At 55.1% G+C, this 25,445-nt stretch carries 24 protein-coding genes and 1 tRNA gene; 20 read left to right on the top strand and 5 right to left on the bottom strand.

What is annotated here, in order from left to right; genetic code table 11:
• Nucleotides 1-21 precede the first annotated feature (21 nt).
• From I6L53_RS13270 to agp, 9 genes are all read left to right on the top strand, one after another.
• On the top strand, nt 22-1,401 hold the full coding sequence (locus tag I6L53_RS13270; RefSeq protein ID WP_042319777.1) for a Fe-S-containing protein: 1,380 nt from the start codon (nt 22-24) through the stop codon (nt 1,399-1,401).
• A 2-nt stretch (nt 1,402-1,403) separates the two neighbouring features.
• The gene (locus I6L53_RS13265) at nt 1,404-2,687 is read left to right on the top strand and encodes an ABC transporter permease (protein ID WP_042319776.1); all 1,284 of its coding nucleotides are present in this window, start codon (nt 1,404-1,406) and stop codon (nt 2,685-2,687) included.
• Complete coding sequence (locus tag I6L53_RS13260; RefSeq protein WP_042319773.1) at nt 2,677-3,807, top strand: ABC transporter permease; 1,131 nt, start codon at nt 2,677-2,679, stop codon at nt 3,805-3,807. Before I6L53_RS13265 ends, I6L53_RS13260 begins: the two co-directional genes overlap by 11 nt.
• A 4-nt stretch (nt 3,808-3,811) precedes the next feature.
• On the top strand, nt 3,812-4,507 hold the full coding sequence (locus tag I6L53_RS13255) for an ABC transporter ATP-binding protein (protein WP_042319772.1): 696 nt from the start codon (nt 3,812-3,814) through the stop codon (nt 4,505-4,507).
• A complete protein-coding gene (locus I6L53_RS13250; protein ID WP_042319770.1) occupies nt 4,494-4,979 on the top strand; it encodes a TlpA family protein disulfide reductase in 486 nt (161 codons plus the stop codon). The genes I6L53_RS13255 and I6L53_RS13250 overlap by 14 nt, the downstream gene beginning before the upstream one ends.
• A 24-nt stretch (nt 4,980-5,003) precedes the next feature.
• A complete protein-coding gene (locus tag I6L53_RS13245; RefSeq protein WP_042319768.1) occupies nt 5,004-5,492 on the top strand; it encodes a MarR family transcriptional regulator in 489 nt (162 codons plus the stop codon).
• 88 nt (nt 5,493-5,580) lie between these two features.
• Complete coding sequence (locus I6L53_RS13240; RefSeq protein ID WP_042319766.1) at nt 5,581-6,348, top strand: sulfite exporter TauE/SafE family protein; 768 nt, start codon at nt 5,581-5,583, stop codon at nt 6,346-6,348.
• 54 nt (nt 6,349-6,402) lie between these two features.
• Entirely contained in the window at nt 6,403-7,110 is a 708-nt protein-coding gene (locus I6L53_RS13235; RefSeq protein ID WP_042319763.1) for an ArsR/SmtB family transcription factor, read from the top strand.
• An 86-nt stretch (nt 7,111-7,196) separates the two neighbouring features.
• Nucleotides 7,197-8,438, top strand: coding sequence for a bifunctional glucose-1-phosphatase/inositol phosphatase (gene agp, locus I6L53_RS13230; RefSeq protein WP_042319761.1), 1,242 nt, complete (start codon nt 7,197-7,199; stop codon nt 8,436-8,438).
• Nucleotides 8,439-8,474: 36 nt separating this feature from the next.
• Here agp and I6L53_RS13225 read toward each other — a convergent pair whose 3' ends face one another.
• Nucleotides 8,475-8,702 carry a YccJ family protein gene (locus tag I6L53_RS13225; protein WP_042319758.1) on the bottom strand — a complete coding sequence of 76 codons (228 nt, stop codon included), beginning with the start codon at nt 8,700-8,702 and terminating at the stop codon, nt 8,475-8,477.
• A gap of 20 nt (nt 8,703-8,722) precedes the next feature.
• Entirely contained in the window at nt 8,723-9,319 is a 597-nt protein-coding gene (wrbA, locus tag I6L53_RS13220) for an NAD(P)H:quinone oxidoreductase (protein ID WP_042319755.1), read from the bottom strand.
• Nucleotides 9,320-9,722: 403 nt separating this feature from the next.
• On the opposite strand from wrbA, the gene I6L53_RS13215 reads away from it, so the two are divergent.
• Complete coding sequence (locus I6L53_RS13215; RefSeq protein WP_012132907.1) at nt 9,723-9,896, top strand: con-10 family general stress protein; 174 nt, start codon at nt 9,723-9,725, stop codon at nt 9,894-9,896.
• Nucleotides 9,897-10,065: 169 nt separating this feature from the next.
• Nucleotides 10,066-10,704: an HTH-type transcriptional regulator RutR gene (gene rutR, locus I6L53_RS13210; RefSeq protein ID WP_042319752.1), complete on the top strand. Its 639-nt coding sequence runs from the start codon at nt 10,066-10,068 to the stop codon at nt 10,702-10,704.
• Here rutR and I6L53_RS13205 read toward each other — a convergent pair.
• Entirely contained in the window at nt 10,679-11,095 is a 417-nt protein-coding gene (locus I6L53_RS13205) for a lysozyme inhibitor LprI family protein (protein ID WP_042320103.1), read from the bottom strand. The genes rutR and I6L53_RS13205 overlap by 26 nt on opposite strands.
• A 58-nt stretch (nt 11,096-11,153) precedes the next feature.
• Complete coding sequence (putA, locus tag I6L53_RS13200) at nt 11,154-15,116, bottom strand: trifunctional transcriptional regulator/proline dehydrogenase/L-glutamate gamma-semialdehyde dehydrogenase (protein ID WP_042319750.1); 3,963 nt, start codon at nt 15,114-15,116, stop codon at nt 11,154-11,156.
• Between the two features lie 397 nt (nt 15,117-15,513).
• On the opposite strand from putA, the gene putP reads away from it, so the two are divergent.
• The 5 genes from putP (at nt 15,514) to phoH (ending at nt 21,861) form a co-directional block, all read left to right on the top strand.
• The gene (gene putP / locus I6L53_RS13195) at nt 15,514-17,022 is read left to right on the top strand and encodes a sodium/proline symporter PutP (protein ID WP_042319748.1); all 1,509 of its coding nucleotides are present in this window, start codon (nt 15,514-15,516) and stop codon (nt 17,020-17,022) included.
• Between the two features lie 222 nt (nt 17,023-17,244).
• The gene (efeU, locus tag I6L53_RS13190) at nt 17,245-18,078 is read left to right on the top strand and encodes an iron uptake transporter permease EfeU (protein WP_042319746.1); all 834 of its coding nucleotides are present in this window, start codon (nt 17,245-17,247) and stop codon (nt 18,076-18,078) included.
• 56 nt (nt 18,079-18,134) lie between these two features.
• Nucleotides 18,135-19,262, top strand: a complete 1,128-nt coding sequence (efeO, locus tag I6L53_RS13185; protein ID WP_042319745.1) for an iron uptake system protein EfeO — start codon at nt 18,135-18,137, stop codon at nt 19,260-19,262.
• A 5-nt stretch (nt 19,263-19,267) separates the two neighbouring features.
• A complete protein-coding gene (efeB, locus tag I6L53_RS13180; RefSeq protein WP_042319742.1) occupies nt 19,268-20,551 on the top strand; it encodes an iron uptake transporter deferrochelatase/peroxidase subunit in 1,284 nt (427 codons plus the stop codon).
• 521 nt (nt 20,552-21,072) lie between these two features.
• Nucleotides 21,073-21,861 (top strand): phosphate starvation-inducible protein PhoH, encoded by a 789-nt coding sequence (gene phoH / locus I6L53_RS13175; RefSeq protein ID WP_042319737.1) that lies wholly within the window; start codon nt 21,073-21,075, stop codon nt 21,859-21,861.
• A 303-nt stretch (nt 21,862-22,164) separates the two neighbouring features.
• Here phoH and I6L53_RS13170 read toward each other — a convergent pair.
• Nucleotides 22,165-22,252 (bottom strand) — tRNA-Ser (locus I6L53_RS13170).
• A 234-nt stretch (nt 22,253-22,486) separates the two neighbouring features.
• On the opposite strand from I6L53_RS13170, the gene ghrA reads away from it, so the two are divergent.
• The 4 genes from ghrA to I6L53_RS13150 all read left to right on the top strand — a co-directional run bounded on the left by ghrA (nt 22,487) and on the right by I6L53_RS13150 (nt 25,419).
• Nucleotides 22,487-23,425: a glyoxylate/hydroxypyruvate reductase GhrA gene (gene ghrA / locus I6L53_RS13165; protein ID WP_042319736.1), complete on the top strand. Its 939-nt coding sequence runs from the start codon at nt 22,487-22,489 to the stop codon at nt 23,423-23,425.
• Nucleotides 23,426-23,511: 86 nt separating this feature from the next.
• Nucleotides 23,512-24,249 (top strand): phosphatase, encoded by a 738-nt coding sequence (locus tag I6L53_RS13160; protein WP_042319733.1) that lies wholly within the window; start codon nt 23,512-23,514, stop codon nt 24,247-24,249.
• A gap of 23 nt (nt 24,250-24,272) precedes the next feature.
• A complete protein-coding gene (locus tag I6L53_RS13155) occupies nt 24,273-24,827 on the top strand; it encodes a TorD/DmsD family molecular chaperone (protein ID WP_042319730.1) in 555 nt (184 codons plus the stop codon).
• Between the two features lie 100 nt (nt 24,828-24,927).
• Nucleotides 24,928-25,419 carry a DUF1097 domain-containing protein gene (locus tag I6L53_RS13150; RefSeq protein WP_042319728.1) on the top strand — a complete coding sequence of 164 codons (492 nt, stop codon included), beginning with the start codon at nt 24,928-24,930 and terminating at the stop codon, nt 25,417-25,419.
• The last annotated feature ends 26 nt before the right edge of the window (nt 25,420-25,445 follow it).

Here is a 25,445-nt window from a genome sequence, read left to right as displayed (position 1 = left end):
CCGCTGTTCCGAGTCGATGTCATGAGTTACTTTTTCGTCACCACGCTACAGGTCTTTTTCTGCATCGCGCTACTCTCCGGTGTTCTCTGGAGTCGAAACGATCCTCCCTCACTGCGCCCGTTGGGCTGGACGCTGGTAGTCGGTCTGGCGACCGGCGTGCTGGCGGGACTGACGCTCCGGGGTTCACAACCGGTACAGTTGTTACTGGTGGGCACGGAAGTGATGGTCACGCTGCTGTTTGTGCTCAGCTTCTGGTGGGTGGGCAACCGCGTGCGCTATCTCTGGCAGGGGATTCTGGTTTTTGGCGCGGCGCGTCACTGGGCGCTCGACCCGAATCTCGGCGGCTTAACCAGCACACATGTCCTGAATACTGAACTGCTGCTGAATCTGACGGCGGTGGTCCTCGCCTTCGCGATCCTCTGTCTGGCTGGCGTACTTTGCGCCATGCTGCTGCGCCGTATCCGCGTGTTGTTCTGGCCGTTTACCCTCATTCTCCTGGTGATGATGTGGCTGCCGTTAAGCGGCAATCTGCTGTTGCTGCTGATGAAACTGCAGGTACTGCCACTGGAAAAATCGCTGCTGAGCTTTGTGGCGAAAGTCACTAATAACGCCCCGGCCTACAACTGGATGGCGGTGGGATTACTGCTGCTTCTGGCCCTGTGCTGGCTGCCGTCGCTACTGAGCGCTCACCGACAGACGCGAGCAACAGAAGAACCGATTCCCCATCGCCTGGCGCTGGCGCAGCGGCGTAATGCGCTACGACTTTGGCTGGTCACCCTCGGCTGCGCCGTAGTGGTGATTGCCGGACAACTGTGGTGGGACAACGTCGCTTCTCAGCCGCCGCAGCTTTCGCAAGCGATCCCGGTGACGCTGGCCAGCGACGGCAGTGTCCATCTGCCGGTTGAACAACTCCGCGACGGTAAGCTGCATCGCTTTGTCTGGGTGGCTGACGATGGCAAAGCGGTGCGCTTTTTCATCATCAACCGTTATCCCGACAAACTGCGCTTTGGCGTGGTGTTCGACGCCTGTTTACTGTGCGGCGACCAGGGCTATGTGATGGAAGGCAATCAGGTGATTTGCGTCGCCTGCGGGGTACACATCTTTATCCCTTCCATTGGAAAACCCGGCGGCTGCAACCCGGTGCCGATTGAAAACTGGCACAACGATGAAAAAGAGCTGGTGATCCCCGGTAAAGAACTGGCCGCTGGCGTGAACTACTTCTCGACGGTGATGACCATTCAGGTGACCGATCCGGTTGACGGTTCAACGCTGACCAATACGTCGGCAGACTTCAAATACAGCTACGGTGGTAAGACCTGGTTCTTCTCATCCGAAGCCAACTATGACCGCTTTCGCAAGACGCCGGAATCGTTTGTTCCTGCTGAACTGAGGGAGGAGTAACGATGCTATGGCGAATGTTACGACAATCCTGGGGACGTAACCTGCGGCGTAAAGGTCTGGCGATTGTCACCGTGTTTCTTGCGGCCAGCCTGATCTCGGCGCTGCTGGCGGTGTCTATCGACATCGGCGACAAAATGTCCCGTGAACTCAAATCCTATGGCGCGAACATCCTGATTGAGCCTGCCGGACAGGCGGCATTACCTGCATTGTTCAGCGAAAGCAGCAATCCGCTCTCGGGACAGGATTTCCTTGATGAAGCCGAATTGCCGAATATCAAAGATATTTTCTGGCGCAATAACATTGTCGGTTTTGCGCCGATGCTGGGCGGTGAGGTCACCGCTAACGGTAACGCGGTGCGCATTCTGGGGACCTTCTTCAGTCAACCGGTCGATATTCCTGATGAAGAGGGATATGAAACCGGGCAGAAGACGGTCAGTCCGTTCTGGCAGGTGACCGGCGACTGGCCGCAGGAGGGTGAGAACAGTAAACCACAAACGCTGGTGGGACACGCCCTGGCGCGACAAACAGGATGGAAAGTGGGGGATACGCTGGTATTAAACAACGCGGATACGACAATCCATGTCACTGTCAGCGGGATCCTCTCCAGCGGCGGCGAGGAGGATAGCCAACTGGTGATGCCGCTCGCGATTGCGCAGACGCTGCTGGGATTGCCCGGAAAGGTGCAGGCTATTCGCGTTTCTGCGCTGACGGTGCCGGAAAATGAGCTTTCGCGTCGCGCGCGGGAAAACCTGGATGCGCTGAATGCGGAAGAGTACGACCTCTGGTACTGCACTGCCTATGTTTCTTCAATTGCCCACCAACTGGAAGAGGCGATCTCCGGAGCGGAGGTGCGCCCGGTCTGGCAGGTCGCCGCGTCTGAAGGGGTGGTGATCGATAAAATTCAGTTGCTGATGGCGGTGGTGACAATTGCCGCGCTGGCGGCGTCGGCAATGGGGATTGCGTCACTGATGACCAGCACCATTATGGAGCGCGCGAAAGAGATTGGCCTGATGAAGGCGCTCGGCGCACGGCAGTGGCAGATTATGCTGCTGTTCTACCTGGAAGCCGCCTCCAGCGGACTGGCTGGCGGGGCGTTGGGATGCGTTGCCGGATGGGGGCTGGCGAAAGCAATTGGCGTGATGCTGTTCGACGCGCCGCTCGATTTCGCCTGGATTGTAGTGCCATGCGTACTCGTGGTCGCGGTGCTGATTGCCCTGATAGGGACCTGGTTCCCGGCCCGGCGCATTGCGCGACTGTATCCTGTGGAGGTGCTGTATGGCCGCTAAACAGACCATGCTCTGGTTGCTGGTGTGGCGGGCGCTGCGTCTGCGCTTTCAGCGGGTTAGCGTGGTTTTTGCCGCGCTGATGGTAGGGGCGACCATCGTGACGGCGCTGAGCGCGGTATGGTTCGACATCAATACCAAAATGAGTGAAGAGCTGCGTACCTTTGGCGCCAATTTCTACATCGGACCGGGGCATGGCGCAAGCATGCCGCAGCAGGCGCTACAGACGATTCTGGATGATGCGCCGCAGGGGTTGGTTCACGGCGCCAGTCCGTGGCTGTACGGCATGGCGCGTACCGAACTGGAAAAAGTGGTGATCGTCGGCGTCTGGTTTGAGTCCCTGCAAAAACTGGTGCCGTACTGGCAGGTGCAGGGGAGCTGGATTGGCGTCAGCTTTGACGATCGTAACGCGATGATGGGCGTCAAGCTGGCGGAGCGCCTCAACGTTCAGCCCGGCGATAGCGTCACGCTGGTCGATCATAACCAGCGAAAAAATTTACAGATTAAAGGCATTGTCGAAGCGGGTGACGCGACGGACAACATGCTGATCGTCAGTCTCGACGTGGCGCAGGCCTGGCTACATCAGCCGGGAAAAATCAGCCACGGCCTGTTGAGCGTGAGTAACGATGTCGGCCAGGTCGATCGCTATGCCAGTCGCCTGCAAAGCCAGTATCCGGATCTGGAGATTCGTCCGGTGCGTAAGGTATCCGCCTCTGAAGGTCAGGTGCTAGATAAAATTAAAGGGCTAATGGGACTGGTATCGCTGGTGATTCTGGCGCTCTCTTCCCTGTGCGTGAATACCACCCTGATGGCGATAGTGGGCGAGCGTGCCCGCGAGTTCGCCCTGCAAAAAGCGCTGGGTGCCAGCAATGGCGACATCGTGCGGCAAATCTTGCTGGAAACCTGCATTATCGCTCTCGCGGCCGTGGTATGCGGCTGGGTGCTGGGTTATTTGCTGGCGCAATTGTTGGGGCTGACGGTATTTAACGCGACTATTTCGCTACGTCTGCCGGTGCTGCCTGTCACCCTGGTATTGTCTTTACTGGTCGCCATTCTGGCGGCGATTGTTCCGGTACGACGCGCGGTCAGCGTCGAACCCGCTAAAGTGCTGAAAGGAGAGTAGCGCCATGTCTGTGACGCAAATTCCACAGGTGGCGATCGAAACGCGTCACCTCTATAAACGGTTCGGCGACGTTACCGCCCTGGATGATATTAACCTGCGGATTACACAAGGAGAGTTTGTCGCCATTATGGGGGCCTCCGGTTCCGGGAAAACGACGTTAATGAACATTCTCACCTGTCTGGACACCGCTACGGAAGGTCAGGTGTTTCTTGACGGCACAGACGCCGCCGCGCTGGACGAAGAGGGGCGTCGCCGTTTTCGCGCCGAGAAGATTGGCCTGGTATTTCAGCAATTCCATCTCATTCCCTTTTTAACCGCGCTGGAAAATATCATGTTGGCGCAGCATTACCACAGCGTGGTGGACGAGGCGGCGGCCAGGAAAGTGCTGGAACAGGTTGGGCTTGGGCACCGCGTGACCCATTTACCGAGCCAGCTTTCCGGCGGGGAACAGCAGCGTGTCTGTATTGCCAGAGCGCTGGTGAATGAGCCGCCGGTCATTTTTGCGGATGAACCGACGGGCAACCTGGATGAAGAGAATGAACAGCGGGTGTTGGATCTACTTACCGATCTACATCGCCAGGGGCGCACGATAGTGATGGTGACGCATAACCCGGCGCTTGGGCAATTTGCCGATCGCATTTTGCGCCTGCAACACGGTAAGTATCAGGGAGAGGAGGCGATGCATCATGCGCTGGCTTAACGTCTGCATTCTCTCACTGGCGGTGCTGCTCAGTGGTTGCAAAGAGGAAAAACTGGCGGTGGGAGAAACGGCTCCGGCGCTGGCGGCCTTCGATTTACAGGGCAATGAGTCCGGGCTTGATCGCTGGCAGGGGAAATCGGTCTACCTGAACTTCTGGTCAGCGGGCTGCGGCGGCTGTCTGGCGGAGATGGATTCGCTGGAAACGCTCAGCCAGAAATGGGGCGATAGCGTAGTGGTGGTGGCGGTGAATACTGACCCAGCAGCGGTCAGCCTGGATGCGCTGCTGGCGAAGCATCAGGTGTCGTATCCGGTCCTTCGCGATCAGATGAAAATCACCCAGGAGCGATATCAGGTTATCGGTACGCCGACCTCGGTTCTGATTGACCCGCAAGGCCGGGTACTGGAATGGCATCAGGGAATGCGTAAACCGGCGGAATTAGCCGCCACGTTCGCCCGTCTCGCGGCGCAATAAGTTTTCGGTGGAGGGATACCGCTGATGGCATTTATCTGGAACGACGAGAGCCTGGCGCTCCTGCGAGAAAACGCGGGCGTCCTCTCGACGCAAAACATTGCGCAGCTGTTGTGCACCAACGTGACGGTGGTGCGCAATATGGCTTACCGGCTGAAACTCAGTTTGCGCGTGTCGGCTTATAACCAGAAGAGACTTCAACAGGTACGGGCGCTGTATGAATCTCCGGAACCGCTGACCATGAAGGAGATTGCCGCGCGGACTGGACTTACGTTTAGCACGGTACAGTATATCGTCTATGTCAAACTGAAGCATAAGCCCTACGCCACCCGCGAGTTTATCGTTTTTGAAACGCAGGATGCGGTGCATTACCGCGTGCAAAAGGAGTTTGTCGATACTGAACGAACGTTGCAACAGCAGGTGGCGGATAAGACCCGTTACCAGGAATTGTATCTCAAAGACGGGACTGCCTACTGCGCGCGTAACATCCGCCATGAGGTCATTATCTCTGAATAGCCTGAAGCCATATTTCGCTGGCTGACGAAGCAAGCGTCATCGCCAGCATTCAGGATGGGTCATCTTCACCTGACAGGAAAAATGAAGTATGACCCTTCTTTTTGCGTTCGAACTCGATCAGATAGTCATGATTGCCATGACCTTTGTCCTTGCCGGAATGGTGAAAGGCGTCACCGGCATGGGGTTGCCCACCGTGGCGATGGGGATCCTCGGCTCGCTGATCTCACCGGTCGCGGCGGCGGCCATGCTGCTGTTGCCTTCGCTGGTCAGTAATCTGTTTCAGTTTGGTGGTGGCGGGAATACCCGGGCACTGCTGAAACGGTTATGGCCGATGCTATTTACCGTGGTGATCGCTACGCTGTTGGCAAGCGCCTGGATCACGGGCGGCGATACCTCCCGTACTCAGTTTGCGCTGGGGCTGGCGTTGATGATATATGCGCTCTGGACGCTGGCGGGAAAACGCATCGCGGTTTCACCCCAGCGTGAAAAGCCAGTCTCGCTGGTTGTCGGCTTTGCCACGGGGTTGTTGACAGGCGGAACGGGCGTTTTTGTGATGCCGGCGGTGCCGTGGATCCAGTCGCTGGGGTTCGGGAGGGATGAACTGGTGCAGGCGCTCGGTATCTCTTTTACCTTTTCCACGCTGGCGTTAGCACTTGGACTGTGGTGGCACGGCGCGCTGCCCGTGCAGTCGATGAGCTTGTCGGCATTCGCCATCATACCGGCGTTGATCGGCCAGTGGGCAGGTACCCGTATCCGGCGGAGGATCTCGCCCGTTGTCTTTAAACGCTGCTTTTTGTTTTGTCTGATGGGACTGAGCGTGGAAATGATGCTCCGGGCGACATCATCCGCGCTGTGACTTAATGGCAAATTCGTGCCATCGTTAAATCATCTCCGAGGCAGAGAGGTTTGTATGACGTCAGTAGTCGTGAATGAAGAGGAAGGCGAACTGGAGTCGCGAATGGCGCTGACGGCTGCGGTGATGGCTGACAAATCGCGCTCCCGGATGCTGTGTGCGCTGATGGACGGTCGGGCATGGACGGCGACGGAGCTGAGCGCGGTGGCGGATATCTCGGCCTCCACCGCCAGTGCGCATCTTGCCCGTCTGTGCGAACAGCGGTTTGTGGTTTCCCTCGCCCAGGGAAGACATCGCTATTTTCGTCTGGCAGGGGCAGACATTGCTGAACTGCTGGAGCGCCTGATGGGCGTGGCCTGGGCATCAACGGCTTCGCGAAAAATCAGCACGCCGCTGAGTTTACGCCAGGCCCGGACCTGTTATGACCATCTGGCGGGAGAAGTGGCCGTGATGCTGTTTGATACGCTGGTTTCCCGCCAATGGCTGACGGCGGATGGCGAAACGCTGACGCCTCTGGGTGAGGAAAAACTGTCGGAACTGGGTGTTGTGGTACAGGCTGGCACGTCGCGACGGAAATTTAGCTGCGGCTGTCTGGACTGGAGTGAACGACGTTATCATCTGGGCGGCGTGCTCGGCGCGGCGCTGCTGACCTGTTTTTCCGGCCGGGGGTGGATCAAAACAGTACCGGGAAGCCGCCAGGTCACCTTCACGCCTTCCGGGGTCCGCAAGCTGCAAATGATATTTGGCATCAATATGATGAGCTGAATCCCGGTTTTGCGGTCTCGTTCCCGGAAAAGTGTCATATATCTGTCACACTTATAAATGACGAATAACAACACGAGGTCGTAGGGATGAACAAATCGTTAATTGCCGCCGCTGTGGCAGGGGTTGTGATGTTGTCTTCTGCAGCACAGGCGCAAACCGCGCCGGAAGGCTATCAGCTACAGCAAGTATTGATGATGAGTCGACACAACTTACGTGCGCCGCTGGCGAATAATGGCAGCGTGCTGGAGCAGTCCACTCCGAATAAATGGCCTGAATGGGATGTGCCGGGCGGACAGCTCACCACCAAAGGTGGCGTGCTGGAAGTGTATATGGGCCATTACATGCGTGAATGGCTGGCAGAGCAGGGGATGGTGAAGTCCGGCGAATGTCCGGAACCGGAGACGGTCTATACCTATGCCAACAGTCTGCAACGTACGGTTGCGACCGCCCAGTTCTTTATCACCGGCGCGTTCCCTGGCTGCGATGTCCCGGTACATCACCAGGAAAAAATGGGCACCATGGACCCGACCTTTAACCCGGTGATCACTGATGACTCGGCGGCCTTCCGTGAGAAAGCCGTGCAGGCGATGGAAAAAGAGCGCAGCCAGATGCAGCTTGATGACAGCTACAAGTTGCTGGAGCAGATGATTAACTACAAAGACTCACCATCGTGCAAAGAGAAACAGCAGTGTTCCCTGACTGAGGCCAAAGACACCTTCAGCGCGAATTATGAGCAGGAGCCGGGCGTCTCCGGACCGCTAAAAGTGGGTAACTCGCTGGTGGATGCCTTCACGCTGCAATATTACGAAGGATTCCCGATGGATCAGGTGGCCTGGGGGGAAATTAAATCCGATCAGCAGTGGAAGGTGTTGTCGAAACTGAAAAACGGCTATCAGGACAGTCTGTTTACCTCTGCGGAAGTCGCGCGTAATGTGGCGAAACCGCTGGTGAAATACATCGACAAAACGCTGGTAACCGAACAGGCAAAAGCCCCGAAAATTACCGTGCTGGTGGGGCATGACTCGAACATCGCCTCGCTGCTCTCCGCACTGGAGTTCAAACCCTATCAGCTACACGATCAGAACGAACGTACGCCGATCGGGGGCAAAATTGTGTTCCAGCGCTGGCATGACACGAAAGCCAACCACGATCTGATGAAAATCGAGTATGTGTATCAGAGTTCAGACCAACTGCGTAATGCGGATGTGCTGACGTTGAAAGCACCGGCGCAGCGAGTGACGCTGGAGCTGAAAGGCTGTCCGATTGATGCGAATGGTTTCTGTCCGATAGATAAGTTTGACACGCTGCTGAATGCAGCCGCGAAGTAAGCGAGATTCCCCCGCGCAAGCGGGGGAATTGACTGATTAAACGTTTTTGCGTTCGATGGTCTGTTCGCCCCAGAAGAGCGCGTCTTTATCTGTTTTATCAAAGGCTTTAATGAGTACTTCATCGCTGCCTTCTTCCCAAATTTTTTCTGCCAGCTTCTCGTCATATCCGGCAACTTCAAATATGGCCTCGGCTATTTCTGGCGATGTATTGCGCAGACTTGCCCACTCACCGACGTGATGAGCTTTCGCTTCTTGAGTTGGCATTCTTATCCTCCCGTTGAAGATTAGCCGTTGAGCTTCACTGCCAGACCGGCAACGTATTCGCCCTGATAACGTGCAATAGAGAGTTCTTCCTGACTTGGCTGGCGTGAACCGTCACCACCGGCAATGGTCGTTGCGCCATAGGGCGTACCACCGCGAACCTGCGAAACGTCAAACAGTTCCTGCGCGGCGTAGCCGATAGGGACAATCACCATCCCATGATGGGCAAGTGTAGTCCATGTGGACGTAATAGTTTGCTCCTGACCGCCGCCAGTCCCGGTAGAACTGAATACGCTGGCGAGTTTGCCATACAGCGCGCCGGACGCCCACAGTCCACCTGTCTGATCCAAAAAGGTACGCATCTGGCCTGACATATTGCCAAAACGCGTCGGCGTACCAAAAATAATGGCGTCGTAATCAGCCAGTTCCTGCGGGGTTGCGACGGGAGCATTTTGTGTTTTACCGCCGGCTTTAGCGAAGATTTCCGCCTGCATCGTTTCTGGTACGCGCTTGATAGTGACCTCCGCGCCATTGACTTTGCTTGCTCCTTCTGCAACCGCATGTGCCATCGTTTCGATGTGTCCGTACATGGAATAATAAAGCACCAGAACTTTTGCCATTTGCACTACTCCTCGGTTTATCAAAAGCAGCTAATTGCTGCACTTATTTAAAGATAAGACGTGTCGACGAGAGTGCAAGCCTTAGAAACATTTCTTTGATTTATAATAAATTTAATCATGAAATTTAGCGGTTCCCTGCTGACGGCGCATTCTGAATTATCATGATACATTTTTTCTGTTCAGGCTTTCTTTTGCCATAAGAAACAATTATGCGGTTTGTCTCTCGCGATAACGTTATACGCGGGTAAAGATATTACAGAATATTACGAAACTCCTCATAAACGGTCGGTGTTCACTATGCTTAGTTCCACGCGGCGATCGTGATGGCAAGGGCCATCCGCCGCGAGGGGAGACTCCCCGACACCTGGGCACGACGATGTCTAATCAATGACGGAGGTCAGTAATGGCAAACCATCGAGGCGGCTCCGGCAATTTTGCCGAAGACCGTGAAAGAGCATCAGAAGCAGGTCGTAAAGGTGGTCAGCACAGCGGGGGGAATTTCAAGAATGACCCACAGCGTGCATCTGAAGCCGGTAAGAAAGGGGGCAAAAGTAGCCACGGCAATCGTAACTCGTAACGACCAGGCCTGCTACCCCGAAAACTCATCACGAAAGCATCCCATCTCTGCGTGATGATGTCATCGCCGCCGGATCTTCCGGCGGTTTTTTTGTCTGTCAGGTTGAACTGAAATGAAACGCCCCGCAGACTATGCGCCATTGCCAGATTCACGGGACAAGGAGAGGCGCATGGTTCAACGTGCAGAGAAAAAAACAGGTAAACGCTCGCAGGCGGTCAGCGCGAAACGCGAGGCGATCCTGACGGCTGCATTGAATACGTTTTCACAATATGGTTTTCACGGCACGCGCATTGAACAAATTGCCGAGCAGGCAGGGGTCTCCAAAACCAATCTCCTTTATTACTACCCGTCAAAAGAGGTGTTGTATGTGGCGGTGCTGCGACAGATTCTGCATATCTGGTTGGCCCCCCTGAAAGCGTTTCGTGAAGATTTTGCACCGCTGGCCGCCATTGAAGAATACATCCGCTTAAAGCTGGAGGTGTCCCGCGACTATCCGCAGGCTTCACGCCTTTTTTGCATGGAGATGCTGGCCGGCGCGCCGTTGTTAATGGATGAATTGACCGGCGATCTGAAAGCGCTGATAGATGAGAAGTCTATGCTGATTGCCGGGTGGGTGAAGAGCGGCAAACTGGCGCCAGTCGATCCGCACCATCTGATCTTCATGATTTGGGCTTCAACACAGCATTACGCCGATTTCGCACCTCAGATTGAAGCGGTAACGGGCGCAACGCTGCGTGACGAAACCTTTTTTAATCAGACGGTTGAGAACGTTCAACGTATGATTATTGAGGGGATTCGCGTCCGTTAATTGGCGGGGGCAGTGGGCAGCTCATATCGCCTTCTTCACACTGTAGCAGCGAGGCGAGAAACGCTTCACGTTCGGCGGTTTTATCCGCCAGACACTGGTTGGCGATCATCGTCTGAGCGCTACCCCCCTCTGTGCCGGAGCTGATGAGCGCACAGTCGGCATCGCGCATGGCGATCCACGCGGTCTGCGCCTTTTTCAGCAGTGCCTGCTGCGTCGGGGCTGCGCGTTTCAGCGCATTCTGATACGTCTCATTCAGTTCTTTGTTTGCCGCCTGGTACTGGTTGACGGCACAGGTGTTCATTTCCGTTTGCGTGCTGGCATTTGCGCAATCATCGGCCAGCACCTGACCACTAAGCAACAGCGCAGCGCAGGTGAGTAGTATTCGTTTCATCATTCCCTCTGGATCCATAAAAAAAGCTCCGTTTCCGGAGCTTTAATTAACCACAGCCTTAGCCAATTGTCATCAGGCTTGCGTTCCCTCCGGCGGCGGCCGTGTTCACGCTTAACGAGCGTTCGACGTACAATCGCTCCAGCAGAATATTGCTTTCGCCACGGGCGAAACCTTGCACCGAGACAATAGCGCCTTCACGCGCTGCAACCGCTTCGCACAGGGCGCGAAGCTGATCGGAATCGCCGTGGAAGATCACCGCATCAAACGGCTGTGTCGTCAGACCATCGGCTTTCGCAAACGTAATGCGGGCGGAAACCGGTGCTGGCAGACGTTTCGCCAGGTCACGATGGAAGGCATCGTCAGGCCACAAAATCAGACTACCGACCGAGGTGACGGCGGCAAGTTGCACCAGTGCATCCTCTTCATCATCCGCGATACACAGTACGCGCTCACGCGGTAACAGCGTCCAGGTGTTACGTTCCCCGGTAGGACCCGGCAGCAGGCGTTGCGTACCGGCCTGTGCCAGTTCACCAAACTGCTGGCAGAGTTGGCGCAGCGCCGGACGATCGGTTGCCCACTCGCTGAGCGCTTCCAGCGGTTGGGTCAGCACGGATTTGAGTTGGGCGTCCACCGGGTAGTCCGCATCCTGACGCGCCAGGGTGATGGACAGCGCATTTTCCGGACGGTTTGCCAGCAACCGATAGAGATAAAGCGGCCCACCGGCTTTCGGACCGGTACCCGACAACCCTTCGCCGCCGAACGGTTGTACACCGACGACCGCTCCCACCATATTACGGTTGACGTACAGGTTGCCCACGTGCGCCGAACCGGTGACCTGGGCGATGGTTTCATCAATACGGGTGTGAACGCCCAGCGTCAGGCCGTAACCGGAGGCGTTGATCTGCGCAATCAGCGCGTCCAGGTTGTTACGATTGTAACGTACGACGTGCAGAACCGGACCGAAGACCTCTTTTTGCAACTCGTCAAAGCTTTCCAGTTCGATCAGGGTTGGCGCAACGAATGTGCCGCTCTGCCATTCCCGGACATCTTCACTGTTTTCACGCGCCGCCTGGAACACAGAACGACCTTTCGCCCGCATAGCCTGAATGTGATGTTCAATGTTGGATTTGGCTTCACTGTCGATCACCGGACCGATATCGGTCGTCAGACGTCCGGGATTGCCCATCCGGCATTCTGCCATCGCGCCACGCAACATTTTTAGCGTGTGGTCGGCGATATCATCCTGCAGACAGAGCACGCGCAGGGCGGAACAGCGCTGCCCGGCGCTATCAAACGCCGAGGACAGCACATCGACCACCACCTGTTCGGTGAGGGCGGACGAATCAACGATCATCGCGTTCATGCCGCCCGTTTCAGCGATCAGTGGAATCGGACGCCCCTGTGCATCCAGACGCGTTGCGATGTTACGTTGCAGTAGCGTCGCCACCTCTGTCGAACCAGTAAACATCACGCCGCGCACGCGACTGTCGGAGGTCAGCTTCGCGCCAACCGTTTCACCACGGCCAGTCAGCAATTGCACCACACCCGGCGGTACGCCAGCTTCCAGCAAGATAGCAATGCCCTGGGCCGCGATAAGCGGTGTCTGTTCCGCAGGTTTAGCCAGCACGCTGTTGCCTGCGGCCAGTGCGGCAGCAATCTGTCCGCTGAAGATAGCCAGTGGGAAGTTCCACGGGCTGATACAGACAACCGGACCGAGCGGACGGTGCGTCTCATTATCAAAATCGTCACGGACCTGACCGGCGTAATAGTGCAGGAAATCTACCGCTTCACGCACTTCGGCAATGGCGTTGGCGAAGCTCTTACCGGCTTCGCGTACCAGAATGCCGATCAGCTGTTGCATCTGGCCTTCCATCAGCACGGCTGCGCGATGGAGAATGGCGGCACGCTCTTGTGGCGGTGTCGCAAACCAGATGGGAGCGTTGTTCACCGCACTTTGCAGTGCCTGTTCCACTTCATCTTCAGTGGCTTCACGTACATAGCCCACGATATCTTTCGGCTCTGCCGGGTTGACCACCGGGCTCATTTCCCCCTCGGCGACCGCGACTTCGAGCATCGGTTGCGCCCGCCATTTTTGCAGCGCACTGTTGAGTAGGGCAGAGGAGAGTGAGGCCAGACGATGTTCGTTGGAAAGATCCAGACCGGCCGAGTTATCGCGACCTTTGCCGTACAGATCGCGCGGTAGAGGGATTTTCGGATGCGGCAGACCGGTTTGACCTTCCTGTTGCGCCAGTTTCTCGACGGCATCGACCGGATCGGCCACCAGTTCGTCCAGCGGCAGCGTGGTATCCGCGATACGGTTAACAAACGAGGTGTTGGCCCCATTTTCCAGCAGACGACGCACCAGGTACGCCAGCAGCGTTTCATGAGTGCCGACCGGGGCATAAATGCGGCACGGGCGATTCAGTTTGCCATCCGCGACTTTACCGGTGACCTGTTCGTACAGCGGCTCACCCATCCCGTGCAGGCACTGGAACTCATACTGGCCCGGATAGTAGTTCTGCCCGGCCAGTTGGTAAATGGCCGCCAGCGTATGGGCGTTGTGGGTCGCAAACTGCGGGTAGATCAGGTTTGGCACGGCGAGCAGTTTTTTCGCGCAGGCGAGATAAGAGACGTCAGTGTAGACCTTGCGCGTGTATACCGGATAGCCTTCCAGGCCGTCCATCTGGGCGCGTTTGATCTCGCTATCCCAGTAGGCGCCTTTAACCAGACGAATCATCAGGCGACGACGGCTACGGGTTGCCAGGTCGATCAGGTAATCGATGACGAACGGGCAGCGCTTCTGGTAGGCCTGGATAACGAAGCCAATCCCGTTCCAGCCGGCCAGTTCAGGTTCGAAGCACAGTTTTTCCAGCAGATCGAGGGAGATCTCCAGACGGTCGGCTTCTTCGGCATCGATGTTGATGCCAATATCATACTGGCGCGCCAGCAGCGTCAGCGACTTCAGGCGCGGATAGAGCTCTTCCATCACCCTGTCGTACTGGGCGCGACTGTAACGCGGATGCAGGGCGGAGAGTTTGATAGAGATTCCCGGTCCTTCATAGATCCCGCGTCCGTTCGACGCTTTTCCAATTGCATGAATTGCCTGCTGATAGGAGACCATGTAGGCCTGCGCATCGGCAGCGGTCAGCGCGGCTTCACCCAGCATATCGTAGGAGTAACGGAAACCTTTTTCTTCCAGCTTGCGGGCATTCGCCAGCGCTTCGGCAATGGTTTCGCCGGTGACGAACTGCTCACCCATCAGGCGCATCGCCATATCGACGCCTTTACGGATCAGTGGCTCGCCGCTCTTACCGATGATGCGATTCAGGGAGCGCGAAAGGCTGGCTTCGTTATGGGTGGAGACCAGGCGACCGGTAAACAGCAGACCCCAGGTTGCCGCGTTAACGAACAGCGACGGGCTGCGACCGATGTGTGACTGCCAGTTGCCGTTGCTGATTTTGTCGCGGATTAAGGCATCACGCGTGGCTTTATCCGGAATTCGCAGCAGCGCTTCCGCCAGGCACATCAACGCCACCCCTTCCTGTGAGGAGAGGGAGAACTCCTGCAACAGTCCCTGCACCATACCGGCGCGACCGCTGGCCGATTTCTGATTACGCAGTTTATCCGCCAGTTGGTAAGCCAGTTTGTGAGCTTGTTCGGCCACCGGTTGCGGCAGACGGGCCTGCTCCATCAGCATTGAGACGGCGTCAGTTTCTGAGCGACGGTACGCGGCGGTGATGGCGGAACGAGAGACCGACTGAGGGAGGATCTGCTCGGCAAATTCCAGGAAAGGCTGATGGATCTCTTCCTGCGGTGCCGCGGACTCATCGCCTTCGTTGGCGGCTCCCGCTAACAGCACAGGCAGTTCTGGCAGCGTGTCGTCGTTTTCCAGTTTTTCCAGGTAATTAAAGATTGCCTGCTTAATTAACCAGTGCGGGGTACGATCAATTCGCGTTGCCGCTGACTTAATACGCTCGCGCGTCGCGTCATCCAGTTTAACCCCCATCGTGGTGGTTCCCATGCCATCTGCTCCTGTTGTTCGATAATGTACTGCTTATGGTTATCGAGAAATATCTACCATGTTGCAACTTTGTGCAACCACGTTAAATGTGACCTGTACGACAAGCTTAAAAATGAATGAAATGTTAATAAAAGAAATAGCTATGACGTCTGGAAATGTAATAACGGTATCTTTTTCTCTGCGGCACTTAACACTTTTAAAAGGTGCAACCAGAAAAAGTGTGAGGGAGTGCAACCTGATGGAAATTAGTATTCGTCGGAAGCAAAATTTGATGTAAATGATGTGTTAAATCGATTGTGAATAACTCACGCTTCCGGCAGGATACGGTCGCCTGGGAAATACAACATGCTTTGCCACGTTCCGGCAGGGCAATAAAACAAAAGAGTCTGGAGAGTTTATGGCAATGAGTACACCGATGCTGGTGACGTTCTGTGTCTACATTTTTGGTATGATACTGATTGGTTTTATCGCCTGGCGTTCAACCAAGAACTTTGATGATTATATTCTGGGAGGCCGCAGTCTTGGGCCGTTCGTGACGGCGTTATCCGCAGGCGCATCGGATATGAGCGGCTGGCTGTTGATGGGCTTACCGGGCGCGATTTTCATTTCGGGGATCTCAGAAAGCTGGATTGCCATTGGCCTGACCTTAGGGGCATGGATCAACTGGAAGCTGGTGGCCGGACGTCTTCGCGTGCATACCGAACATAATAATAATGCCCTGACGTTGCCGGACTATTTCACCGGACGCTTTGAAGATAAAAGCCGGGTTCTGCGCATCATCTCTGCGTTGGTGATTCTGCTGTTCTTCACCATTTACTGTGCGTCCGGCATTGTGGCAGGCGCGCGCCTGTTTGAAAGCACCTTTGGCATGAGCTACGAAACCGCACTGTGGGCGGGCGCGGCAGCCACCATCATCTATACCTTTATTGGCGGATTCCTTGCGGTAAGCTGGACGGATACTGTCCAGGCCAGCCTGATGATTTTTGCGCTGATCCTGACGCCGGTGATCGTCATCATCAGCGTTGGAGGCTTTGGTGATTCACTGGAAGTCATTAAGCAGAAGAGCATTGAGAACGTCGATATGCTCAAGGGGCTGAACTTCGTCGCGATCATTTCCCTGATGGGCTGGGGACTGGGCTACTTCGGCCAGCCGCACATTCTGGCGCGCTTTATGGCGGCAGACTCCCACCACAGCATCGTTCATGCGCGTCGTATCAGCATGACCTGGATGATCCTCTGCCTGGCGGGCGCGGTTGCGGTCGGCTTCTTTGGTATTGCTTATTTCAACAATAATCCGGCGCTGGCGGGATCGGTGAATCAGAACGCGGAGCGTGTGTTCATTGAACTGGCGCAGATCCTGTTTAACCCGTGGATTGCCGGTATCTTGCTGTCTGCGATTCTCGCGGCGGTGATGTCAACGCTGAGCTGTCAACTGCTGGTGTGCTCCAGCGCCATTACCGAGGATCTGTACAAAGCGTTCCTGCGTAAAAATGCCAGCCAGCAGGAGCTGGTCTGGGTAGGGCGTATCATGGTATTGGTGGTCGCGCTGGTGGCTATCGCCCTGGCGGCGAACCCGGAGAATAGGGTGCTGGGTCTGGTGAGCTACGCATGGGCCGGTTTTGGCGCCGCGTTTGGTCCGGTGGTGCTGTTCTCCGTGATGTGGTCGCGCATGACTCGCAACGGCGCGCTGGCGGGGATGATTATTGGTGCGCTGACGGTGATCGTCTGGAAACATTTTGGCTGGCTGGATCTGTACGAAATCATTCCGGGCTTTATCTTCGGTAGCCTCGGTATCGTCGTCTTCAGTCTGCTGGGTAAAGCGCCATCATCGGCGATGCTCAAACGCTTTGCTGAGGCAGATGCCCATTATCACTCCGCACCGCCGTCGCGTTTGCAGGAAAGCTAACGCCTTTGTCCACTGAATTTCAGGCCCGCTTCGTGCGGGCTTTTTTGTTACGAGCAACGACCGCTTCCGTTAATAACCATTAATCTGCTAAGTATTTACATTCTGACATCATTATCATTACATTCTGCTTGAGTTTTCTCTTTCCGTAATGATAATCACTATCACTGTAATTTACCTTTCTTTGCATCAGTTGACTAAGCATAACGTTTAAGGGTCTCAGGCATGTTTGTTCCGTTTCTAATTATGTTGCGTGAAGGGCTGGAAGCCGCATTGATTGTCAGCCTGATTGCCAGTTATCTGAAACGCACCCAGCGAGGTCGCTGGATTGGCGTGATGTGGATTGGCGTATTTCTGGCGGCGGCGCTTTGCCTCGGATTGGGGATCTTCATCAACGAGACCACCGGTGAGTTTCCGCAGAAGGAGCAGGAACTGTTCGAAGGCATTGTCGCAGTGATTGCCGTGGTGATCCTCACCTGGATGGTGTTCTGGATGCGCAAGGTTTCGCGCAACGTCAAAGTACAACTGGAGCAGGCGGTCGACAGCGCTTTACAGCGCGGCAACCACCATGGCTGGGCGCTGATCATGATGGTCTTTTTCGCCGTGGCGCGCGAAGGACTGGAATCGGTCTTTTTCCTGCTGGCCGCCTTTCAACAGGACGTCGGGATCTGGCCGCCGGTTGGTGCAATGCTGGGACTGGCGACGGCTGTCGTACTTGGCTTCTTACTCTACTGGGGCGGCATTCGCCTGAATCTGAGCGCTTTCTTTAAGTGGACCAGTCTGTTCATTTTACTTGTCGCGGCAGGTCTTGCAGCAGGCGCGATTCGGGCCTTCCATGAGGCAGGATTGTGGAATCACTTCCAGGACGTCGCTTTTGATATGAGCGCCATCCTTTCGACGCACTCTCTATTCGGCACCCTGATGGAAGGCATTTTTGGCTACCAGGAAGCCCCGAGCGTCAGTGAGGTCGCGGTCTGGTTTATCTACTTGATACCGGCGCTGGTGGTCTTTGCATTGCCGCCGCGCACAGGCACAACCGCGTCCCGCGCAGCGCCTTAACGCTTTGCGACGCAGACACTTTCTTAGTTACAACATACTTATTTAAAGGGATGGTCATGACGAATCACTTTCGCCGTAGTGCGCTGCAGCTTGGCATGGCTGCGCTGTTGGCTTCTGCTTTTACTGTTCATGCTGCGGATATTCCGCAGGTTAAAGTGACAGTAACCGATAAACAATGCGAGCCGATGAGCATCACAGTTAATGCCGGCAAAACGCAATTCATTATTCAAAACCACAGCCAGAAAGCACTGGAATGGGAAATCCTGAAAGGGGTGATGGTGGTGGAAGAGCGCGAAAACATCGCGCCGGGATTCAGCCAGAAGATGACGGCTAATCTGCAACCGGGTGAATATGATATGACCTGTGGCCTGCTGACCAATCCGAAAGGGAAGCTGATTGTCAAAGGCAGCACGACGGCAGATGCTGCGCAGAGTGATGCTTTACTGAGCCTGGGTGGGGCTATCACCGACTACAAAGCCTATGTAACCGAAGAGACCGCGCAGTTGGTGGCGGGAACCAAAGCCTTCACCGATGCCATCAAAGCCGGCGATCTGCAGAAAGCGAAGTCACTGTATGCGCCCACTCGCCAGCACTATGAACGTATAGAGCCAATTGCTGAACTGTTTTCCGACCTCGATGGCAGTATCGATGCCCGTGAAGACGATTACGAACAAAAAGCCGCCGACCCGAAATTTACCGGTTTCCATCGTCTGGAAAAAGCGCTGTTTGGCGATAACTCTACCAAAGGGATGGAGAAATACGCCGATCGGTTGAATACCGATGTGCTGGATCTGCAAACACGCATCAGTGAACTGGCATTCCCGCCGTCTAAAGTGGTTGGCGGAGCGGCAGGGCTGATTGAAGAAGTAGCGGCCAGTAAAATCAGCGGTGAGGAAGATCGTTACAGCCATACTGACCTGTGGGATTTTCAGGCTAACGTTGACGGCGCGCAGAAGATCGTAAACCTGCTACGTCCGCAGCTGCAAAAATCCAACGCAGAATTGCTGGCGAAAGTGGATGCGAACTTCAAAAAAGTGGACACCATCCTCGCGAAGTATCGTACTAAAGACGGATTTGAGACTTACGATAAATTGACCGACGCGGACCGCAACGCGCTGAAAGGCCCGATTACGACGCTGGCGGAAGATCTCGCGCAATTACGCGGCGTACTGGGTCTGGATTAAGCACCATGCAGCATGATGATAAAAACGGCGTGAGCGAACCGTCACGCCGACGTTTGTTGAAAGGAATGGGCGCGCTCGGCGGCGCGCTGGCTCTGGCCGGTGGTTGCCCGGTCGCGCACGCGCAAAAACCGCAAAGCGCGCCGGGAACCTTGTCACCGGATGCCCGCAGCGAAACGCAGCCTTTTTTTGGTCCACATCAGGCGGGTATTTTGACGCCGCAACAAGCCTCAATGATGCTGGTGGCGTTCGACGTTCTGGCTTCCGATAAAGGTGAGTTAGAGCGATTGTTTCGCCTGCTGACGAAACGTATCGTCTTCCTGACTACCGGCGGACCGGCACCGGAAACACCGAATCCGCGATTGCCACCGATGGATTCCGGGATCCTCGGTGCCTTCATCGCGCCGGATAACCTGACGATAACGCTGTCGGTGGGGCATTCGCTGTTCGATGAGCGCTTTGGGCTGCAGGCACAGATGCCCAGGTCATTGCAAAAAATGACCCGCTTCCCGAATGACTCGCTGGATGCCTCGCTTTGTCATGGGGATGTGTTGCTGCAGATTTGCGCCAATACTCAGGATACGGTGATCCACGCCCTGCGCGATATCATCAAGCATACGCCGGATTTGTTAAGCGTTCGCTGGAAACGGGAAGGATTTATATCCGACCATGCGGCACGGAGCAAAGGTAAAGAGACCCCGGTCAATTTACTGGGCTTTAAGGATGGCACCGCGAACCCCGACAGCAGTGATGCAAAATTGATGCAGGAGGTGGTGTGGGTCACGGCGGAACAGGGGGAACCGGCGTGGGCAACGGGGGGATCTTACCAGGCCGTGCGTCTGATTCAGTTTCGCGTCGAATTCTGGGACCGCACGCCGCTCAAAGAGCAGCAAACCATTTTTGGCCGCGATAAGCATACTGGTGCGCCGCTGGGTATGCAGCACGAGCATGACGTGCCGGATTACGCCAGCGATCCGGAGGGCAACGTCATTGCGCTGGACAGCCACATTCGTCTGGCAAACCCGCGAACGGCGCAGACGCAGTCAAGCCTGATGATGCGCCGTGGCTATAGCTACTCCCTCGGCGTGACGCCCTCCGGACAGCTTGATATGGGGTTGCTGTTTGTCTGCTATCAACACGATCTGGAAAAAGGGTTTCTGACCGTGCAGAAGCGGTTGAATGGCGAAGCGCTGGAAGAGTACGTTAAGCCGATTGGCGGTGGCTATTTCTTCGTGCTACCGGGTATTAAGCAGGCCGATCGCTATCTGGGCCAGTCTTTGCTTGAAGCCTGACAGTGTTACCCCGTCTGCGGGCGGGGTATGCTGCGTCATTATCGCTGATGAAAATATTCTTTTTTTATATGATCCGTTTTTTGAAATAATTTTGTAATATCTCCGTAAGAGACTGTTGCCAGCAGAAAATGAGAGCTTAGTTAACGCCAGGTAAAAATATTGTTGCGTTATTGCTAAGTTCTGATGTAATTATACGTAATAGCGGTAGTTCCCGGCTGTGATGCTTATTCACTATGGAGATCGCGAATGGTAAAGTCCTCTTGTGGACACGTTTCTGACAGTTATTGCAGTCCCGTACGCGGAAGTCTCTCCTCCGGTAGCAACCTCGTCACCGCTAAATTTCACTCACTTTCCTTTTTTACTCGTGTTACTGACGCCATATTCGGTGCGCGTAGCCGTGTGTGGCGTCTTTTTCAAAGGCAAGCAATGGCTTACAAGGAAGCCAACCCTCAGATGTTCGTGCGCATAATCGCGCTGCCAGCGGCGCGTGTGATGAATACCAACAACTCAAGGTGCTATCCATGGGAAGACAAAAAGCAGTGATCAAAGCTCGTCGTGAAGCAAAACGTGTGCTGAGACGGGACTCACGTAGCCATAAACAGCGTGAAGAAGAATCGGTCACCTCGCTTGTGCAGATGAGTGGCGTAGAAGCGATAGGCATGGCGCGCGACAGTCGCGACACCACACCTGTCATGGCACGCAATGAGGCTCAATCGCACTACCTGAATGCTATCGAGAGTAAACAACTGATTTTCGCTACGGGCGAAGCCGGGTGTGGCAAAACCTGGATCAGTGCGGCAAAAGCAGCAGAGGCCCTGATACATAAAGATGTAGACAGGATCATTGTCACCCGTCCAGTTCTGCAGGCTGATGAAGATCTCGGCTTCTTACCTGGAGATGTATCGGAGAAGTTTGCCCCGTATTTCCGGCCGGTTTACGACGTACTGGTAAAACGACTGGGGGCATCTTTTATGCAATATTGCCTGCGACCTGAAATTGGTAAGGTGGAAATCGCGCCGTTCGCCTATATGCGCGGACGTACATTTGAAAATGCAGTGGTTATTCTCGACGAGGCTCAGAATGTCACTGCTGCGCAAATGAAGATGTTCTTAACGCGCCTCGGGGAGAATGTGACGGTTATCGTCAACGGGGATATTACCCAGTGCGATTTACCCTCTCATGTTCAGTCAGGACTCAGTGACGCGCTGGCCCGCTTTGAAGAAGATGAGATGATAGGAATTGTCCGCTTCAACAAAGATGATTGCGTTCGCTCGGCGCTCTGCCAGCGAACGTTGAATGCGTACAGCTAAACGCTATTGTGTTCAGAGCCCGGGAGACCGGGCTTTGTTTTTTTGGGGATTCTCATCCCCCCTGGGGTGTGCAATATGCGAAAAAAAAGCCCGTACTTGCGTACGAGCTCTTCTTCAAATATGGCGGTGAGGGGGGGATTGACTCGCTTCGTTCGCCCTGACGGGCAGCCCGCTCACGGTGTTCGCGGTCTGTCCAACGGGCTGCGCCCGTTGTCGAACCCCGGTCGGGGATTCTCATCCCCCCTGGGGTGTGCAATATGCGAAAAAAAAGCCCGTACTTGCGTACGAGCTCTTCTTCAAATATGGCGGTGAGGGGGGGATTCGAACCCCCGATACGTTGCCGTATACACACTTTCCAGGCGTGCTCCTTCAGCCACTCGGACACCTCACCATATTGTTGTTCCTCAACAACGGGAACGGGCGCTAATTTAGGGAAATACGCCGCCTGCGTCAATCAACTTTTCCAAAAAAAAGCGCGTTTACACAAACTTCAAACAACCTGTAGCTTAATTAAGCGGAAACTGCTTTTTTTGCCAGCGCCAGCGAATTTGCTATGCTGATGATCCCGTTGAAAACGATGATAATAAGTGCGCAAAATTCCGCACAACAACCCGCAGGAGTTAATATGGATATCATTTTCTATCACCCTACGTTTGATACCCCCTGGTGGATCGCTGCACTGGAAAAGGCCATTCCTGGTGCCAGAGTCCGGGAGTGGAAGTCGGGCGATAACGATCCGGCAGATTATGCGCTGGTCTGGCACCCTCCTGTAGAAATGCTGGAAGGGCGTAAACTTAAGGCGGTGTTTGCACTCGGTGCCGGGGTGGATTCGATCCTGAGTAAACTGAAAGCCCATCCCACGATGCTGGATCCCGCGATTCCTCTCTTTCGTCTGGAAGATACCGGCATGGGCCTGCAAATGCAGGAGTATGCGGTTAGCCAGGTGCTGCACTGGTTCCGCCGCTTTGATGATTACCAGGCGCTTAAAAATGAGAGCCAGTGGCGACCACTACCGGAATATGCCCGCGAGGCGTTTACCGTGGGGATTATGGGCGCTGGCGTGCTGGGGGCAAAAGTAGCGGAAAGCCTGCAGGCCTGGGGCTTCCCACTGCGCTGCTGGAGTCGCAGCCGCAAAACCTGGCCAGGCGTCGAGAGTTTTGCGGGAACGGAAGAGCTGGGCGCATTCCTCAGCCAGACTCGGGTGTTAATTAATCTGCTGCCCAATACGGCAGAAACGGTGGGCATCATCAATGGAAAACGGCTTGAACAACTGCAGGATGGCGCTTATCTGTTGAATCTCGCGCGCGGTGTCCACGTTAATGAAGATGATTTACTGGCCGCACTGAATAGCAAAAAACTCAAAGGGGCGATGCTGGATGTCTTCAGTCGTGAACCGCTGCCAGCGGACAGTCCGCTGTGGAAACATCCGCGCGTGGCGATGACGCCACACATTGCGGCTGTCACGCGTCCCGCTGAAGCCGTTGCTTATATATCCCGCACGATTTCACATCTGGAAAACGGTGACGCGGTGACCGGACAGGTCGATCGTCAGCGCGGCTACTGAGGTATACCCGGCAGATGCCGGGTTTCGACTAATAAACGCGGGCGATTCCTGCTATCCTTGTCGAAAAATGACCACAGGAGAGAGACATGTATCCCGTTGACCTGCATATGCATACCGTCGCCAGCACCCATGCTTACAGCACTCTGAGTGATTACATCGCCCAGGCTAAACGCCAGGGACTGAAACTGTTCGCAATTACCGATCACGGCCCGGACATGGCAGATGCTCCACACCATTGGCATTTCATCAATATGCGTATCTGGCCACGTGTGGTGGATGGGGTAGGGATCCTGCGGGGCATTGAGGCAAATATCAAGAATATCGACGGTGAAATTGACTGTACCGGGCCCATGCTCACCTCACTGGATCTGATCATTGCCGGCTTCCATGAACCGGTTTTCGCGCCTCACGATGAAGCCACCAATACGCAGGCGATGATTGCCGCTATGGCGAGCGGCGTCGTGCATATCATTAGTCACCCCGGTAACCCGAAATATCCTGTTGATATCGCAGCGATTGCTCAGGCTGCGGCGAAATATGAGGTAGCGCTGGAAATTAACAACTCCTCCTTCCTTCATTCTCGCAAAGGCAGTGAAGCGAACTGTCGCGCGGTGGCGGCAGCGGTACGTGATGCCGGTGGTTGGGTGGCGCTGGGTTCAGATTCTCATACCGCCTTTACGATGGGTGACTTTAGCGAGTGCCTGAAAATTCTCGAAGACGTGAACTTCCCGGAAGATCGTATTTTAAACGTGACGCCGAAACGATTACTCAATTTCCTGGAATCGCGTGGAATGCCGCCGATTCCTGAATTTGCTGAACTTTAACTACCACAAGCTGGAATATTTTGATGAACGAGTTTTCTATCCTGTGCCGCGTACTGGGCTCGCTGTATTACCGTCAACCGCAGGATCCTTTACTGGTTCCTCTCTTTACCCTGATTCGCGAAGGCAAACTCTCAGCAAGCTGGCCGCTCGAGCAGGATGAACTGTTGGCGCGTTTGCAGAAAAGCTGCGATATGACCCAACTGGCGGCGGATTACAATACGCTGTTTGTCGGTGCGGAGTGTTCGGTGCCACCGTATCGCAGCGCGTGGGTGGAAGGGGCGACAGAATCTGAAGTGCGGACGTTCCTTTCCGCGCGCGGGATGCCGCTTGCCGAAACGCCAGCCGATCATATTGGTACGCTGCTGCTGGCTGCCTCCTGGCTGGAAGATCAGTCTGCGGAAGATGAAAGCGAGGCGCTGGAAACCCTGTTTGCGGACTATATCCTTCCGTGGTGCGGCACTTTCCTCGGGAAAGTCGAAGCGCACGCCACGACCCCTTTCTGGCGGACGATGGCACCATTAACTCGCGATGCAATTGGCGCAATGTGGGACGAGCTGGAAGAAGAGACAGACGCATAAATGTGATTCAAGTCACTTGATGATGCAACGATAGTTCATCATTGCATAAATTGTGTGCGTGATCTCATTCATATTGCCCTTTTCTGCTATTATGCGCGGCATGAATATACTTCTTTCCATAGCAATCACAACGGGCATTCTCTCCGGTATCTGGGGATGGGTGGCCGTATCGCTTGGCTTACTGAGTTGGGCAGGGTTTTTGGGCTGTACGGCCTATTTCGCTTGTCCGCAGGGTGGGTTAAAGGGACTGGCCATTTCGGCTTCCACGTTGTTGAGCGGCGTGGTGTGGGCGTCGGTCATCATACACGCAAGCGCATTGACACCACATCTGGAACTGGTGGGCTATGTGATCACCGGCGTTGTGGCTTTCCTGATGTGTATTCAGGCAAAGCAAGTTTTGTTGTCATTTGTGCCAGGTACGTTTATTGGTGCCTGCGCCACGTTTGCCGGGCAGGGCGACTGGAAACTGGTCTTGCCTTCACTGGCGGTCGGTTTGCTCTTTGGTTATGCCATGAAAAATAGCGGCCTGTGGCTGGCGGCGCGGCGAGAAAGACACAATACGCACACGGTAGCGGAAAATAAAAAAGCGTGAGGAAGTCCTCACGCTTTTTTTTACTC

The organism is Citrobacter farmeri (assembly GCF_019048065.1).
GTDB lineage: Bacteria > Pseudomonadota > Gammaproteobacteria > Enterobacterales > Enterobacteriaceae > Citrobacter_A > Citrobacter_A farmeri.
Note: the sequence above shows the minus strand (reverse complement) of the source record. Positions and strands in the feature narration are given on the sequence as shown.